This window comes from Alicyclobacillus sp. CIJ1 (assembly GCF_057538885.1).
Map to the genome: position 1 here is coordinate 372,969 of NZ_BAAJPH010000063.1, position 15,580 is coordinate 388,548.

The 15,580-nt window shown below is 62.9% G+C and carries 12 protein-coding genes; 11 read left to right on the forward strand and 1 reads right to left on the reverse strand.

Features of this window, described 5'->3' with window-relative positions:
- The first annotated feature begins 1 nt into the window (after position 1).
- The 4 genes from AC27E8_RS03290 (at position 2) to AC27E8_RS03305 (ending at position 4,502) form a co-directional block, all read left to right on the forward strand.
- The gene (locus AC27E8_RS03290; RefSeq protein ID WP_487098059.1) at positions 2-745 is read left to right on the forward strand and encodes a uroporphyrinogen-III synthase; all 744 of its coding nucleotides are present in this window, start codon (positions 2-4) and stop codon (positions 743-745) included.
- Positions 746-750: 5 nt separating this feature from the next.
- The gene (gene hemB / locus AC27E8_RS03295) at positions 751-1,731 is read left to right on the forward strand and encodes a porphobilinogen synthase (protein WP_487098057.1); all 981 of its coding nucleotides are present in this window, start codon (positions 751-753) and stop codon (positions 1,729-1,731) included.
- A gap of 12 nt (positions 1,732-1,743) precedes the next feature.
- Positions 1,744-3,051, forward strand: a complete 1,308-nt coding sequence (gene hemL / locus AC27E8_RS03300) for a glutamate-1-semialdehyde 2,1-aminomutase (protein WP_487098055.1) — start codon at positions 1,744-1,746, stop codon at positions 3,049-3,051.
- 113 nt (positions 3,052-3,164) lie between these two features.
- Positions 3,165-4,502: a hypothetical protein gene (locus AC27E8_RS03305; protein WP_487098053.1), complete on the forward strand. Its 1,338-nt coding sequence runs from the start codon at positions 3,165-3,167 to the stop codon at positions 4,500-4,502.
- Between the two features lie 83 nt (positions 4,503-4,585).
- On the opposite strand, the gene AC27E8_RS03310 is transcribed toward AC27E8_RS03305, so the two are convergent.
- On the reverse strand, positions 4,586-4,747 hold the full coding sequence (locus AC27E8_RS03310; RefSeq protein ID WP_169793483.1) for a hypothetical protein: 162 nt from the start codon (positions 4,745-4,747) through the stop codon (positions 4,586-4,588).
- Between the two features lie 132 nt (positions 4,748-4,879).
- Here AC27E8_RS03310 and AC27E8_RS03315 point away from each other — a divergent pair, with 132 nt between their 5' ends.
- The 7 genes from AC27E8_RS03315 to AC27E8_RS03345 all read left to right on the forward strand — a co-directional run bounded on the left by AC27E8_RS03315 (position 4,880) and on the right by AC27E8_RS03345 (position 15,453).
- Positions 4,880-5,416: a hypothetical protein gene (locus AC27E8_RS03315; protein ID WP_487098051.1), complete on the forward strand. Its 537-nt coding sequence runs from the start codon at positions 4,880-4,882 to the stop codon at positions 5,414-5,416.
- Positions 5,417-5,695: 279 nt separating this feature from the next.
- Entirely contained in the window at positions 5,696-8,341 is a 2,646-nt protein-coding gene (locus AC27E8_RS03320) for a valine--tRNA ligase (RefSeq protein ID WP_487098049.1), read from the forward strand.
- Positions 8,342-8,355: 14 nt separating this feature from the next.
- On the forward strand, positions 8,356-9,654 hold the full coding sequence (locus AC27E8_RS03325; RefSeq protein WP_487098048.1) for a bifunctional folylpolyglutamate synthase/dihydrofolate synthase: 1,299 nt from the start codon (positions 8,356-8,358) through the stop codon (positions 9,652-9,654).
- Between the two features lie 15 nt (positions 9,655-9,669).
- A complete protein-coding gene (murC, locus tag AC27E8_RS03330; protein ID WP_487098047.1) occupies positions 9,670-11,061 on the forward strand; it encodes a UDP-N-acetylmuramate--L-alanine ligase in 1,392 nt (463 codons plus the stop codon).
- Between the two features lie 268 nt (positions 11,062-11,329).
- Positions 11,330-12,319 carry a resuscitation-promoting factor gene (locus tag AC27E8_RS03335; protein ID WP_487098045.1) on the forward strand — a complete coding sequence of 330 codons (990 nt, stop codon included), beginning with the start codon at positions 11,330-11,332 and terminating at the stop codon, positions 12,317-12,319.
- A 194-nt stretch (positions 12,320-12,513) separates the two neighbouring features.
- The gene (locus AC27E8_RS03340; protein ID WP_487098043.1) at positions 12,514-14,340 is read left to right on the forward strand and encodes a phospholipase C; all 1,827 of its coding nucleotides are present in this window, start codon (positions 12,514-12,516) and stop codon (positions 14,338-14,340) included.
- A gap of 141 nt (positions 14,341-14,481) precedes the next feature.
- Positions 14,482-15,453, forward strand: a complete 972-nt coding sequence (locus AC27E8_RS03345; RefSeq protein WP_487098042.1) for a hypothetical protein — start codon at positions 14,482-14,484, stop codon at positions 15,451-15,453.
- Positions 15,454-15,580: the final 127 nt, after the last annotated feature.

Below are 15,580 nucleotides of genomic sequence, written 5' to 3' on the forward strand. Positions count from 1 at the left end.
GATGCCGCGACCGGACGTCATCGTGACGCAGTCTGGAAATCGCGGCGCCGTCCTCGCCGCGGCGCTGCGAGATTGCGGCTTTCGCGCGGAGCACATGCCGCTCATCGAGACGGTACCGCTCGCCGAGGCGGTCACACAGCTTGCGGAAGTGACCGCGCGCGACGACGCATGGGTGTTCACGTCGGCCGCGGCCGTCCGAGCCCTCGCGTCTTGTGCACCGGCGGTGACGCGCCTGCAGGAGGCGCCAGCCGCCTTTGCACTCGGATCAGCCACGTGGCGCGATCTCCGAGCCGTGGCGCCGAACGCCGTGCACTTTCCCGGCGTGCGCGGCGCAAAAGAATTTGCCGAGCGACTCCTCGAAGCGTGTCCGCCGCCGGTCGGCTTTATCTTCCCGCGCGGGCGTCTGGCCCTCGAGGTGCTTCCGGAGGAACTCCGCCGCGTCGGGCGCCGCGTGACCGAGTGGATTGTGTATGACACCGTCCTCCGGCCACAAGCGGCGGATCAGTTAGCGGAACGCTCAGGCGACATCGTCGTCCTGTTCAGCCCCTCCGCCGTGTCCGCCATCGCGGCGCACCCTGCGTGCGACCTGATCTTCGCGCCTGGGCGTTTCGCGTGGCTGCCATTCGGCGGGACCACCGCGAGCGCGCTCGACCGGCTGGGCGTGCGCCATCTCGAGCCTCCGCCTGAGCCGTCGCACGAAGCGCTGATTCACCATCTCGAGACTTTGTATCCTAGGGGAGCGTGATCGATATGAGTCCATTTCGGCGCCACCGGCGCCTGCGCCGCACGCCTTATCTGCGCGATCTCGTCCGGGAGCATCGCGTCCACGCGGACGATCTCGTCTATCCGATGTTCGTCCAAGAAGGATTGAACGGGACCTCGCCCATCCATTCGATGCCGGGCGTTTTCCGCTACGGCTTGGACGCGCTGCGAAGGGAAATCGCGTCGCTGTCGGAACTCGGCCTGAAGTCGGTGATCCTCTTTGGCATCCCGCGCGAGAAGGACGAACTCTCCTCCTCTGCGTACCATGAGCACGGCGTGGTGCAGGAGGCCATTCGCGCCATCAAGGCTGAAAATCCGGATCTCGTGGTCATGACGGACGTGTGCCTGTGCGAGTACAATCCGTTGGGCCAATGCGGCCTCGTCCGGGACGGGAAAATTGTGAACGATCCGACGCTTGAACTGTTGGCCAAGACGGCCGTGTCGCACGCGCAGGCCGGTGCGGACATCGTCGCGCCCTCGGACATGATGGACGGCCGTGTCGCAGCCATCCGCGAGGCGCTCGATGCGAGAGGCTTCGAGGACGTCATTGTCCTGTCGTACGCAGTGAAATACGCGTCGTCGTTTTACGGTCCATTCCGCGAGGCGGCGGACTCGGCGCCCCAATTTGGCGATCGCAAGAGCTACCAGATGGACCCTGCCAACGGCCGCGAAGCGATGCGCGAGGCGAGATCGGACCTTGAAGAAGGAGCCGATATGCTGATGGTGAAACCGGCGCTCGCGTACATGGACGTCACGGCTCGCCTCCGCGCGGCGTTTGACGTGCCCATCGCGACCTACAATGTGAGCGGCGAGTACAGCATGGTCAAGGCGGCGGCGCAACACGGGTGGATCGACGAAAAGGCGGTCGTCATGGAAATGATGACGTCGTTCAAGCGCGCGGGCGCGGATCTGATTCTCACGTATCACGCGCCGGACGTGCTCCGCTGGCTGCGGGAAGAGGCGCGCTGAGGAGGGGTGGACATGGTCGGGGAGCGTTCCAAGCAAGCCTTTGAACGGGCAAAGCGGGTTCTCGTGGGGGGCGTCAATTCGCCCGTCCGGGCGTTCCGCGCGGTCGGCGGCACGCCGTATTTCGCCGATCGCGGGGAAGGGCCGTACCTGTACGACATCGACGGCCACCGCTATATCGACTATCTGATGAGTTGGGGACCGCTCATCTGGGGCCACGCGCACCCAGATATTGTCCGGGCGATTGCTGACACGGCAGCGCGCGGGACGAGTTTTGGCGTGCCCACCGAGCTTGAAACCGAGATGGCGGAGGAGATTGTGGAGCTCGTCCCCTCGGTCGAGAAGGTGCGCATGGTTTCAAGCGGCACCGAGGCGACCATGAGCGCCATCCGCCTGGCCCGCGCCGCCACGGGGCGGACGGCCATTGTCAAGTGCATCGGCTGTTATCACGGGCACGCCGATTCGTTTCTTGTCAAGGCGGGATCGGGCGTGGCCGCCCTCGGCCTACCGGACTCGCCCGGCGTCCCCCAGTCCGTGGCCGAGCGCACGCTGACGGTGCCCTACAACGATGCCGATGCCATGGAGAAGCTGTTTGCCGATCGCGGCGACGAGATCGCGGCCGTGATCCTGGAGCCCGTGGCGGGCAACATGGGGTGTGTGCTGCCGCGGCCGGGGTACCTGGAGGCCGTGCGGGAGATCACGCGCCGCTATGGCGCCCTTCTCATCTTCGACGAAGTCATCACGGGCTTTCGCGTCGGCCTTGGCGGAGCGCAGGCGCGGTTCGGCGTGCTGCCGGATCTGACGACGTTCGGCAAGGTCATCGGCGCGGGATTGCCGGTGGGCGCCTACGGCGGGCGCAAGGACCTCATGGCGCTCGTGGCGCCGGAGGGACCGGTGTACCAGGCGGGCACGCTCTCCGGGAATCCGCTCGCGATGGCGGCAGGCCTCACGTCGCTTCGCATGCTGAAACGGGCGGCGGCCGAAGGCGCTTACGAGCGCCTGGAGTCGTACGGGCGCAGGCTTGTGGAGGCGTTCTGTCGACTCGCGGCGACGTACGGACTGCCAGCTACGGGCCACGCCATCGGCGGTATGTTTGGACTCTTTTTCCATAACGGCCCCATCGTGGACTTTGAGACGGCGAAAGCTTGCGATCAGGCGCTCTACGCCGACTTCTTCCACGAAATGTTGGCGGAAGGCGTGGCATTTGCGCCCGCTCAGTTGGAGAGTGGCTTCATGTCGATGGTGCACGGCGAGGCCGAGATCGAAAAGACCATCGAGGCTATGGAGCGCGTCTTTCCTCGCATCGCAACGCGGAGGGCGTGACGCGGTACCGTCTCGATGTCAATCACCCTCTCGAACCGCGTTCCCATCGACATATCTCGCCTCCGCGGGACATAGATTGGTGGTGGAATCCTGCGGTTTGAGGAGGGGCTCGAATGTCCGAAGTTTCGCGCGAACTCTTGATTCGGCTGCCGGTCGATCAAGAAGTCTACGCCGAACAAGTCGCCTCCGGCGATGTGGTGCAAGATGCGACCGTCGCGACGGAGATCGTCGCGTTCGATCAGGACCGCGATACGTATCAGCTTGAGGGCGCGATCGTCTTTGCGGCCTACGTGCAGAAGGCGTCGAGCGGCGACGTGGTCCATGTTCATCAGCGGCTTCCGTTTTTGCTGCGCGTGCCCGTGTCCGCGCAGCAGGCCGGGGTGCTGAACGTCAAGAGCCGGCTCGCGGGCGTTGAGCTCGATGTGTCGGGCGACGCGTGGCTCCACTTGGGTGGATGGCTCGAGGTGCACGGGCTAAACGGTTCCAAAGGGTATCTGTTTCGCTGCGGCGCACAGGAAGTCCAGGAGATGTTCTCGGCCGAAGGAGAGGAAAACTCCGCGAGCGATGGGCTTCTGCAGGCGACTGCCGAGATGGCGTTCGAGTCCGCGTTGCGCGGCGAAGCCCACGAGGAAACAGCCTCTGGCGCAAACGTCCAGTCCACGGTCGAGGCGGTGAGCGAGGCGCGCGGTGGCGCGGAACCCTCGGAATCTGCGGAGGCATCCGCCGGTGCGGATGAGGGACCCCCGACGGTTCAGCGCGATCTCGCCGAGTTCGATCGCTTCTTGCCGGAGACGGGGCCGGCGGATGCGGTGGGAGAAATCGGACCTCGAGGGCTCGATGCGTCGAGCGACCCAGTCTCGGCTTCGCAGGCACCCGTGGCCTCCTTCGAATTCGTCCATCAGGCGGATGACGTGGTGTTCGAAGCCACGAACGACGCAGATGCGCGTGCCCCCTTTCAGCAGGAACCAAGCGTTTCAGCTCGGTCCGAATCTGAGGAGGATGTGCTGAGCGAGGCCCACGTTCTGAGCGAGGAACCGCCGGCTGTCGCGGCGGACCCGATGCCAAAGGTCTCGTTCTTCGCGTCGGTTCGGGAGGATACGGTGGAGGTTCCCGCCGAGCAGCAGTCTGGCGCTGAGGCGCCGGTGTCGGCCGACCAAGCAGCTGAGCCTGGAGAGGGCGAGGAAGCGCGTCATGAGAGCGAGCAGTTTAAGGCGAAGGACAAGAAGTTGTGGTCGTTCGTCGACTTCAACGCGCCGGAGCCGCGCTACACGCTGCGCTTCGTCATCGTGCTCGAACACGAGACCTTAGAGAGTGTGGCGGAACGGTGCGGATGTTTGCCGAGCGAGCTGGAGCGAGCCAACCCTTGGCTTCAGGGACATCTGGAGCCTGGGATGGCACTTTTGGTACCCGAGCGCAGGGTGACGATTCAGAAAGTCGTGCAACTCAATTGAGCAAGTGGAACCCATGCGTGAGGGGACGGGCGGGAATCGTGGCCGAGGTCGCGGTTCCCGCGTTTTTTGTGTGGATTACCCAGTCATGGCGCGCCGATGAACATGAGAAAAAATACGAGGAAAAGCAGCATGAGGATCAGGAGATCGAGCGCGCTTGGCCAGAAAATGGCCCTGAAAAACAAAAGCAAAATCGCGAGTGCGAGCAGCAGTTTCACGAAGCGGAGCAAGTTTTGAAACAATCCCACGAGGCCGACCTCCTCACTGAGCCGATACATGTATATGCGGCTGTTGGACGGAGTGGTCTTCGAGTATGCAGACGGCGTTCGATCTGATAACATAGGGTCGTCTACATTCGCGGCAGGTCTGGAGGAAGTCGGTTGGAGTCGACAGGAAACGCGTGGAAAACGGGCGTGTGGCGCGGCTGGTACTGGCGGTTCGACCTGTTGACGGTCGCCGCGGTCGCAGTCCTGGAGTGCATCGTATACTACGCGTCCGGAGGCAAGTACTCGTTCTTCTTCTCGGCGGAACTCGGTACGCTCATCGCCGTGATCGCGGTAGTGCAGCGCGCCAAGGAAAAGCGGAGCCTGAACGGCCTGGTTGTGGCCGCCGTGAGCTATTTGCTGGGCTTTTTGTTTCAGTACACGCTCGGTTACGCCGAGACGCGCACAATCATCGCGCACGGAGAGGAACGCGCTTTTCTGTTGCAGAATGCGATGACCTTTGTCATCGCGCTCGTCTTTGCCTGGGTGTACGGCTGGAGCACGGACTGGTCGGAACGGCGCAGAGCCCAGCTTGCGGCCGAGCGAGCGCAGAAGGAGGCCGAAACGCGGCGGGCTGAAGGGGACGAGCGGCCGCGCGTGCGCATCCACCGGAAGAAGAAGCGCCGCGGGCGAGGTCGGCGGCCGAAATCTTGACAACCAATTCCCAGGTTGCGTACTATACGTACCAGATCCCATACGCCAAGGCGAAGAAGGGAAGGAGTAGGGCGTCGCCGGTTGTCCAGAGAGGGCGGGCAGAGTGCTGAGACCGCGCCCCTTCCGGCCGCTTGAAGGTCGTCCTGGAGCCGTGCCGGTCATCCCGTTATCGATGTTCGAGTGCCCCGGGCGGTTTGGCGCGGGGAATTCAGGTGGTATCGCGGAGCCCTCCGTCCTGAAGGACTGGGGGCTCTTTTCCATGAGACGAGGAGGATTCACATGAGCGAACGAACGCTCTCCACGGTGTATGATCCTAAATCCGTCGAATCGCGTATCTACGAGGTGTGGGAGCGCGGCGGCCACTTCGCGCCTCGCGAAGGCACCCGGGGAACCTTTTCGATTGTCATGCCTCCGCCGAACGTGACAGGCGTTCTCCATCTCGGCCATGCGCTCGACACGACGCTCCAGGACATCGCTACGCGCTTCCGCCGCATGCAGGGCTACGAGACCCTTTGGGTGCCCGGCACGGATCACGCCGGGATCGCCACCCAGGCGCGCGTGGAGCAGGCGCTGCGCGAGCAAGAAGGGAAATCGCGTTACGACCTGGGGCGAGAGGCGTTCGTGGAGCGGGTCTGGGCGTGGAAGGAGCAGTACGGCGGTACCATCACGAGCCAGATCCGTTCGCTCGGCGCCTCGTGTGACTGGTCTCGCGAGCGGTTCACGATGGATCCCGGGCTATCGCGCGCCGTCCGCGAGGTGTTTGTCCGGCTGTACGAGGAAGGCCTCATCTATCGCGGCAACCGCATCATCAACTGGTGCCCTCGCTGTCGGACCGCGCTCTCCGACATCGAGGTGGAGCACATCGAGGAGCCAGGTGTCCTGTATCACGTCCGTTACCCGCTCGAGGATGGCTCGGGCCATCTTGTCATCGCTACCACCCGCCCCGAGACCATGTTCGCGGACGTGGCCGTCGCCGTGCACCCGGATGACGAGCGCTACGCGTCGTTCGTCGGCAAGACCCTTCGGCTTCCGTTGACCCATCGCTCCATTCCCGTCATTGCAGACAGTTACGTCGAGCGAGATTTCGGCACCGGTTGCCTCAAGATCACGCCCGCGCACGACCCGAACGATTTCGAGGTCGGCGAGCGGCATGGACTGCCGGCGCTCGTCTGCCTGGATCAGGATGGACGCCTGACCGACCTCGCCGGCCGATTCGCGGGTCTCTCGCGCGAGGAAGGGCGCGAGCGGGTGGTCGAGGCGTTGCGCGAAGAGGGCTACCTCGTCCAGGAGGAACCGCTTCAACACGCCGTGGGTCACTGCGAGCGCTGCGGCACGGTTATCGAGCCGTATCTGTCGGAGCAGTGGTTTGTCCGCATGGAGCCGCTCGCGCGAGACGCCCTCGAGCGCGCGCGCCGAGGAGAGCTGCGGTTCCTGCCGGACCGATTCATGAAGGTGTTCGAGCAGTGGCTCACGAACGTGCGCGACTGGTGCATCTCCCGCCAGCTGTGGTGGGGCCACCGAATCCCGGCTTGGTACTGCGCATCGTGCGGGCAGGTTTCCGTGTCCCGGGACGATCTCGACCATTGCCTCCACTGCGGATCGGCGGACGTGACGCAGGACGAGGACGTGCTTGACACCTGGTTCTCTTCAGCGCTCTGGCCGTTTTCGACCATGGGATGGCCTGAGAATACGCCGGATCTGGCGCGCTTCTACCCGACGAGCCTGCTCGTCACAGGCTATGACATCCTGTTCTTCTGGGTGGCGCGCATGGCCTTCATGGGCGTGCACTTCACGGGCCGGATGCCGTTTCAAACCGTGCTTTTGCACGGCTTGTTGCGGGACGCGAAGGGCCAGAAGATGTCGAAGTCGAAGGGCAATGGCATCGATCCGATGGACGTGATCGACAAGTACGGCGCGGACGCGCTCCGCTTCATGCTGGCGTCCAACACCGTCCTCGGCAACGATCTTCGCTTTTCGTGGGAGAAGGTCGAGGGCGCCCGGAACTTCCTGAACAAACTTTGGAACGCCGCTCGATTCGTGCTGATGAATCTCGAGGAGGGCTTTTCCCCTCTGCCGCTCGACGCACAGTCGCTCGATCTCGCCGATCGCTTCATCCTGCACCGGCTGGGCGAGACGATCCGCCGTGTGACCTCGGCGCTCGAGGACTACGACGTGGGCGAAGCGGCGCGCACGGTGTATGAGTTCACGTGGGACGAGTTCTGCGACTGGTACATCGAATTCGCCAAAATCAACCTGTACGGCGATAACGCGGACAAAAAGCGGCAGACTCAGTCGGTGCTGCTTACCGTGCTCTCGAGGGTGTTGGGACTCCTTCACCCGTACATTCCGTTCATTACGGAGGAAATCTGGCAGGCGCTGCCGAACACTACAGGTATGTTGATCGACGCCGCGTGGCCGGAGGCGGCGGATCTGCCGCAGGACGAGGCCGCCGTGGAGCAGATGCGCGTGGCCATGGACGTGATCCGCGCTGTGCGAAACGTCCGCTCGGAGCTCCAGATTCCGCCGAAGACCTCCATTCCCATCGTCATCGCGTGCGATTCGGAACGGGTTCGAGGCGTAGTGGATCAGGTCACGGAGATGATTTCCCGCTTCTGCAACGCAGAGCGCGTGGACGTGGGGGCCGGGATCGAGGCGCCCAAGCAGGCCGCGGTCCAGGTGGTCACCGGCGCGAAAATCTACATCCCGCTCGCTGGCCTCATCGACATGGACGCGGAGCGCGAGCGGCTGAAGAAAGAAGCGAATCGCCTCAAGGGCGAGGTCGAACGCTTGGAGAAGAAGCTTGCCAACGAGAACTTCGTCCATCGCGCGCCTCAGGAGGTCGTCGCCCAAGAGCGGGAGAAGCTTGCCGACTATCGGGCGAAGTTGCTGACGGTCGAGGAGCGCATGGCGTCGCTCGAGGGGTAAAGGGCGAAGCGCACATGCGATACGAGGAGGCCGTTCGTTATCTCGGCGCGCTCCGGCGGTTCGGCATGAAGCCCGGCCTTGACCGGATGCGTCGGATTTTGTCGAAGTTGGATCATCCTGAAGACGGCTTGTGTTTCTATCACGTCGCTGGCACGAATGGCAAAGGCTCCGTCTGCGCCATGCTTGCGGCCATGCTCACGGCGCTCGGACATCGAACCGGTCTGTACACCTCGCCGGGATTGGGCGGCTTCAACGGGCGGATCGCCATCGACGGCAAGCCCATATCGGAGGAGGAGTTCGCAGAGCATGTGGACGCCGTGCGCCGCGCCGCGGACGCCTCCGATCCGCCGACGGAGTTTGAGGTGCTGACTGCGGTGGCGCTTCTCGCGTTTCGGGCGAATGGCGTCGAGCGCGTGGTTTGGGAAACGGGACTCGGCGGCCGTCTGGACGCCACAAACGTGGTGTGGCCGCACGTGACGGCCATTACGAACGTCTCCTACGATCACGTCGAGATTCTCGGCCCGACGCTCGTCGATATCGCGCGCGAGAAGGCAGGGATTGTGAAGCCAGGCGTGCCCGTAGTCACCGCATGCACAGATGGCGCGTACCGTGTGATCGAGCGCACGGCGACACGGCTGGGATCGAACTTGTTTCACGTCGGTCGCGAGGTGCAGTTCACCATCACGGGCGCGGACGCGCGCCTGCGCGGCACCTATCGAGGGCTGTTCCGCGACGCGCCTTCTGTCCGCTTGGGCCTCGTCGGCGAGCATCAGGCGCAGAACGCTGCGGTGAGCCTCGCCATGCTGGAGTTAGGCGAGGGGCAGATCGCGGAAGCGGACTGGGCGCGCGCGCTGGCGGCTCTCGAGCGCGTGCGCTGGCCGCTTCGCTGTGAGTTGTTTGACATCGGGGGCCGCCTTGTCGTGATCGACGGCGCGCACAACGAAGAAGGCGCGCGCACGCTTGCCCGCGCGCTTCGGCGCCTGGGGAAGGGCATGGGATCGAGCCGGTGGCGCATGGTTTTCGCGGCCTTCGCTGACAAGGACGTACGGAGCATGCTTGCACACATGCTGCCCTTGGCGCGCGCGGCGCTGATGGTGAAATCCCCTCATCCGCGAGGCGCAGACCCGAGGGCGTTGGCGGCGCTTGCTCGCGAGATGCGGCCAGATCTTTCGGTTTGCGTGATGTCGTCGATCGAGGACGCCATTCAGGAGGCGTTGGCGGGCCACGAGCCGATCGTGATTTGGGGAAATTTGTATATGGCGGAGTTGGCGCGGAACACTATCATTGCACTTGGAGCAGAGGAATGGCAGTAAAGGACGGTGAGGCGCGTGCGCGGTTCGGAACATGTGCATTTCGTCGGGATCGGCGGCTACGGCATGAGCGCCATCGCGCGGGTGATGCTGGATCTGGGATATCGGGTTTCGGGATCGGATGTATCTCGTCACGAGCTGACGGAGAAGCTCGCCTCGCGCGGGGCGACGGTGTATTACGGGCATCGCCCTGAGCACGTGGAGGGAGCGGACATTGTCGTCCACAGCACCGCCGTCAAACCAGATAACGTGGAACTCCAGGCGGCGCGGGCGCTCCATATTCCCGTGATTCACCGGAGCGAAATGCTGGCGCGTTTGATGGACGATCGCGTCGGCATCGCGGTGACCGGCGCCCACGGCAAGACGACCACGACCTCGATGATCGCGTTTGCGATGGAACAAAATGGACTGGATCCGACCTTTATTGTCGGAGGTGTCGTGGCAGATCTCGGCGACAATGCCAAGGCAGGCAAGGGGCCGTTTGTCGTCGCGGAAGCCGATGAGTCGGATGGATCGTTTCTTCACTATCGGCCGGCCATCGCGGTGGTCACGAACGTGGAGGCGGATCATCTGGAACATTACGACGGAAAGTTCGAGAACCTCGTCCGAGCGTATGAGACGTTCATCGGCCAGATCCCGTCCGAGGGGCTCTTGGTGATGTCCGCGGATGACGAAAAGCTCCGCGAATTGCGCGCCGCGGCGCACTGTCGAGTGGTGACCTACGGGTTCGCGGAGGACGCCGACATGACCGCGCAACATGTGGTCCTGGGCGATCGCGCCTCACAGTCCGACGTGTACATGAACGGGAAATTCGTCGGAACGCTTCAGCTCGCCCTTCCCGGCAAACACAACGTGCTGAACGCGCTCGCCGCCATTGCCGTTTGCATGGAGGTCGGGCTCTCGTTCGAGGCCGCGGCCCGCGCGCTGTCGAGGTTTCACGGGGCGAAAAGGCGGTTTCAGGTAGTGGCCGAGGTGGCGGACGTGCTCATTGTCGACGACTACGCACACCATCCGACGGAGATCCGCGCCACCATCGCTGCGGCGAAGTCCACAGGCAGGCGGATTGTGGCGGTCTTTCAGCCGCAGCGTTACACGCGGACGTTGTTTTTGTTCGAGGAATTTGCCAAGGCGTTCGGAGAGGCCGACGAGGTCATTCTCTGCGACATCTACTCCCCGGCGGGGGAACGCAAGATCGACGGCGTGTCCGCAGCCAGGCTCGCAAGCGAGATCGCGCGCATGAGCAATCCGAACACCCGCTACATCCCGACGCATGACGACGTGATCGAGTACCTAGCTCAAAGTGTGCATCCGGGCGATCTCGTCTTGACCATGGGCGCGGGAGACGTGTGGAAGGTGGCGAAGGGGTTGGCGGACATCCTGCAGATCCCGGAGCGACAGGCGCTCGTGTGAAGCGGATTTCGGCGGAGGGCGGCAAAGTCGGCAAAACCGGCTGCGCCGTCCTTGTCGATTTTACACGAAAATCTCTGGATTTCCGCCGACATGTTTCCCGTCCATCCGCCATAGCCTTTTCTATAGACTAGAGTCAAGCTTTCAGGCTGCTGAGAAAGCGGCGGAGAATGCGCTTACAGAACGTGGTTTGCAATCCCGTCGCAATCTCGTTATACTGTCCGCAGCCCGACCCCTATCCGTGAGGAAAAAAACGGAAAGAGGTGAGGGAGTGCGTCTACCAAAGTCGAAAGCCGTGGTGGCGGCCGTGACGGCGGCAGCCGTCGGCTTTGGCGGTGCGGGCACGGCAGTTGCAAGCACCTACAAGACCATCACGGTGTCAGACAATGGGCAGCGCAAGGTGTTGCGTGGGTTTTCGACCGGAACCTTGGAAGAATTCCTGGAGCAGCACGGAGTCCGCATCGGCAAAAGGGACCGCGTCAGCCCGGCACTTGATAGCTCTGTCGTCAATGGCGAGACGGTGACCATCGAGAGTCCCAAGGAAGTGACGTTGGACGTCGAAGGGAAGAAGGAGACGGTCTTTACCTTCGCCAAGACCGTGGGAGAGCTCTTGCAGGGCGAACACATCGAGCTCACGCCGCAGGATCGAATGAACGTCAAGGTGACGGACGCGATTCGGCAAGGCGAGACCATCGAGATTCACCGTTACGTGACGGAGACCACCACCCAGACGCAGGAGATACCGTTTCAGACCATACGTCGCAGCACGAGTGAACTCCTTCGAGGACATGTCCAGTACGTGACGCACGGTGTGAAAGGGTTGCTGGAAGTTCAGACGACGCGCGTCTATCGGGATGGCAAGTGCATTGCCACACGGGTGGTCAGACGGATCGTGCGGGAACCTATCGATGCGGTGGTCGAGGTCGGAACGGCCGAGCCGAAGCCTGTGCAGGCGACGCTCGCGACAAGATCTGCCAATCCGAATCCGGGGCTCATCCGCGAAGCGCTGACGGTTGTGGCTACCGCGTATGTGGCGGGTGGTACAACCGCAACGGGGGTGCCGGCTGAGCCGGGCGTCATCGCGGTAGATCCGCGGGTCATCCCACTCGGATCTCGGGTGTACATTCCGGGAATTGGCGTGTGCATCGCCGCCGACACGGGATCGGCCATCGTGGGCGACCGGATCGACATTTGCATGGCCTCTCTCTCGCAAGCGGATGCGTGGGGGGCTCGCACCATCACGATTTACGTTCTGGGGTAAACCGCGAACGGTATAGGGGTAAGGGTGATGCGGGGGCTTTGAGCCCCTTTTCTTTTCGCCCAAGTGAAACATGAGATGGATCTCCTTGCTCAACACCAAATCTTTTCGCCCTCTTCACCTTCGATTCATATTCTTTCAACAATTCCAGGTTACATTCGGCTCGTGGAACCAATAGGGGAGGGGGTTCACCCACTGTGAAAGCCAGACGATGGTCTTCTGTCTTCGCGACTTCCGTGGCCCTGCTCACGGCGATGGCCCCGCAGGCGCTCGCCGGCGACACGGCCGCGCCGTCCGTCACCACGGCAACACCGATTCACCATCTCGTGGTCATCTTTGACGAAAACGTCTCCTTTGATCATTACTTTGGCACGTATCCGAATGCCGCCAATCCCGCAGGCGAGCCGCCCTTCTACGCGGCCCCTGACACGCCGAGCGTCAACGGCCTTTCGGGCAGTCTCCTCACGAACAACCCGAATGGCGCGAACCCGCAGCGCCTCGACCGCTCTCAGGCTGTGACGCCCGACATGAATCACAACTACACGCCGGAGCAACAGTCGGTCGACGGTGGCCGCATGGACAACTTCATCAACACCGTAGGCCGGGGGAATCCCATCGATCTCGACTACTACGACGGAAACACCGTTACCGCCCTGTGGTACTACGCCCAGCACTTCGCGCTGAACGACAACGCGTACTGCACGCAGTACGGGCCGTCCACGCCCGGCGCCATCAACCTCATCTCGGGCGACACGGCCGGCGCGACGGTCTATTCGTCCAATGAGACGACGGGTACGGCGCAGGTGGTACAGCCGGGAAGCAAAAACTTCCCGACCAATGCCGTCACCCAAAACGGCGTGGACATCGGCGATATCGATCCCTACTACGACAGCGCCTCCAAGGGCATGACCATGGCCATGTCCGGCAAGAACATCGGGGACCTTCTGAACGCGAAGGGCGTCACGTGGGGCTGGTTCCAGGGCGGCTTCGCCAATCCCAACGCGAAAGACAACAACATCGCGGGCACGGACGAGACCACCGATTACAGCGCGCACCACGAGCCGTTCCAGTATTACGCGTCCACTGCCAATCCCAATCATCTGCCGCCATCTAGCGTGTCCATGATCGGACACACGGATCAGGCGAACCACCAGTACGACATCACGGACTTCTTCATGGCGCTTCAGAACGGAAATATGCCAGCCGTCAGCTTCCTCAAGGCGCCCGAATACGAGGACGGCCACGCGGGTTACTCCGATCCGCTCGACGAGCAGCGCTGGTTGGTTCAGACCATTAACCAAATCGAGGCTTCGCCGGATTGGCCTTCCACCGCCATCATCATCACGTATGACGATTCGGATGGTTGGTACGATCACGTCATGCCGCCGCTTGTGAATGGGTCGAATGATCCGGCTGTGGACGTCCTCGGCGGGAAGCCGGTGTTACAAAACGGCATCGATCGCGCCGGCTATGGCCCTCGCGTGCCTTTCCTGGTCATTTCGCCGTACGCCAAGCATAACTTCGTGGATAACACCCTGATCGATCAGACGTCCATTCTCAAGTTTATTGAGCAAAACTGGGGCCTCGGTTCACTCGGGCCGGCGTCCTACGACACCCTGGCCGGATCGCTGATGAATATGTTCGATTGGCACTTGAACAATCCGCCCGTCTTTCTGGATCCCACGACGGGTGAGCCCGTGACGCCGGATGCGCAGCCGCAAATCCTGCGCGGTGTGACCTACCTGAGCTTGAATCATTACGCCCAGAACCTCGATGTCATCCTGCACGCAGCAAACGGCGTGGCCCGTTTCTCGTACCAAGGACACGATGTTGCGATCGACGAGCGCTCCGGCATGGTTACAATCGACGGCAAACCAGTGCGCCTGAAGGCGCCGCTGATTCGCTCGAACGGCGTGTGGATGGTACCCGTGGACGAGATCGATCCCCTCATCGGGGCGCAGATGCACACGTACACGGCCGGGAACCTCACGTTCTATCTCTTCTCTCCCGTAGACACGGAATGAACCTCTCGCCCCTCGCGCGCGTCCTTCCTGCAGAGGGAGCGCGCGGAGGGTTTCCTCCCGCCGAATCTCTCGAAACTTGCATACCGCCTACTTCCGGCTCATAGACTAGCCGTGACTCTCACGTGAAACGGCCGGGAGGCGGTGGACTTGAACGCATCGAACCCGATTCATAGCCACGCAGATCGCAAACCGCCATCGCACACGGTTCGCGTTCGCATGGGGACGCAGACCTGGACCGTTCCCGATCGCGGCATGGCTTTCGGGGAAGGCGAACCGGTGCTCCGGATCGAGCGCCGCCGCGCCCCCATCACCCTTACCGCGATGCGCGCGCGGATCGAGGAAGCGCGATCGCCGTCAACTTCGCGCTCACGCTTGAACCGCGTCATCGCGGCCATGCGGGAGTGGAGTCTTCCGGCGGGAGAGGGGCGTTTTCGAGCTGGGCTGAAGACAGGATTGGCGAGCGGGATGATGCTCGGCTCCCTGGCGCTCGTGGGATTTCATCAGCTTGCAGCACCGGGGGCCCATGTGCCGACTATTCGAACGGAAGCGCGGGGACAGTCCATCGGGGGCGTGGCAAGTCCCTCCACGTCAGTCGCGTATCCCGGGCTGTCCATCGAGGTCGCCGTTCCGCTGCGGTCGACGAGCGGCTCAGCGTGGCTCGCGTTGACGCCCGTTGGCATCCGCCATGTTTTGAAGGCGGCAGGTTTGCGGCCAAGCGACTATGAGATTCAGGCGGTTCGACTGCGCGCGGGGGAAGCGGCGTTTTCGGGCGTACTCCCCCCGGGCGTGGTCAATCAGGACGAAAACGCACTCGCGACCGCGGAAAGTGCGCTGTTGGCGGCCGTGTCCTGGGCTGCCGATGGGGGCAGGCAAGTCGATGCCGAGCGAGCGCTCGAGAATGCGCTCGCCATCTCACCGGGCGTCTGGCGCGCATGGCCGGGCGATGAAGACCGCGTCGCGGGTGATCTGCATCAGGCGCTTCAGGGGCTTCTTGCCGCCGTTCGTCAAGGGAATGCGCGCGGCTCGGAAGCCTTGGCGGTGCGGGCGCTCGACGACTGGATTCAGTTGTGCGGATGGCCCGGCCTCACCGAGTTGTCGAAAATGAGCCTTTGAACAACGTCGTATCATCCTGTTTGCGTGCCCTCAAAAAACGCACTATATCAAGGCTTTTCGGACATTCGTGCACAGGCAAACGACCAGTTGCAAATCCCTTGCTAATCTTCGTTATCCGAAACAACGC

What these genes read in the sequence shown, in the direction of transcription:
- AC27E8_RS03290 (WP_487098059.1), top strand. Translation starts at nt 2, where the DNA reads ATGCCGCGACCGGACGTCATCGTGACGCAGTCTGGAAATCGCGGCGCC.
- hemB (WP_487098057.1), top strand. Translation starts at nt 751, where the DNA reads ATGAGTCCATTTCGGCGCCACCGGCGCCTGCGCCGCACGCCTTATCTG.
- hemL (WP_487098055.1), top strand. Translation starts at nt 1,744, where the DNA reads ATGGTCGGGGAGCGTTCCAAGCAAGCCTTTGAACGGGCAAAGCGGGTT.
- AC27E8_RS03305 (WP_487098053.1), top strand. Translation starts at nt 3,165, where the DNA reads ATGTCCGAAGTTTCGCGCGAACTCTTGATTCGGCTGCCGGTCGATCAA.
- AC27E8_RS03320 (WP_487098049.1), top strand. Translation starts at nt 5,696, where the DNA reads ATGAGCGAACGAACGCTCTCCACGGTGTATGATCCTAAATCCGTCGAA.
- AC27E8_RS03325 (WP_487098048.1), top strand. Translation starts at nt 8,356, where the DNA reads ATGCGATACGAGGAGGCCGTTCGTTATCTCGGCGCGCTCCGGCGGTTC.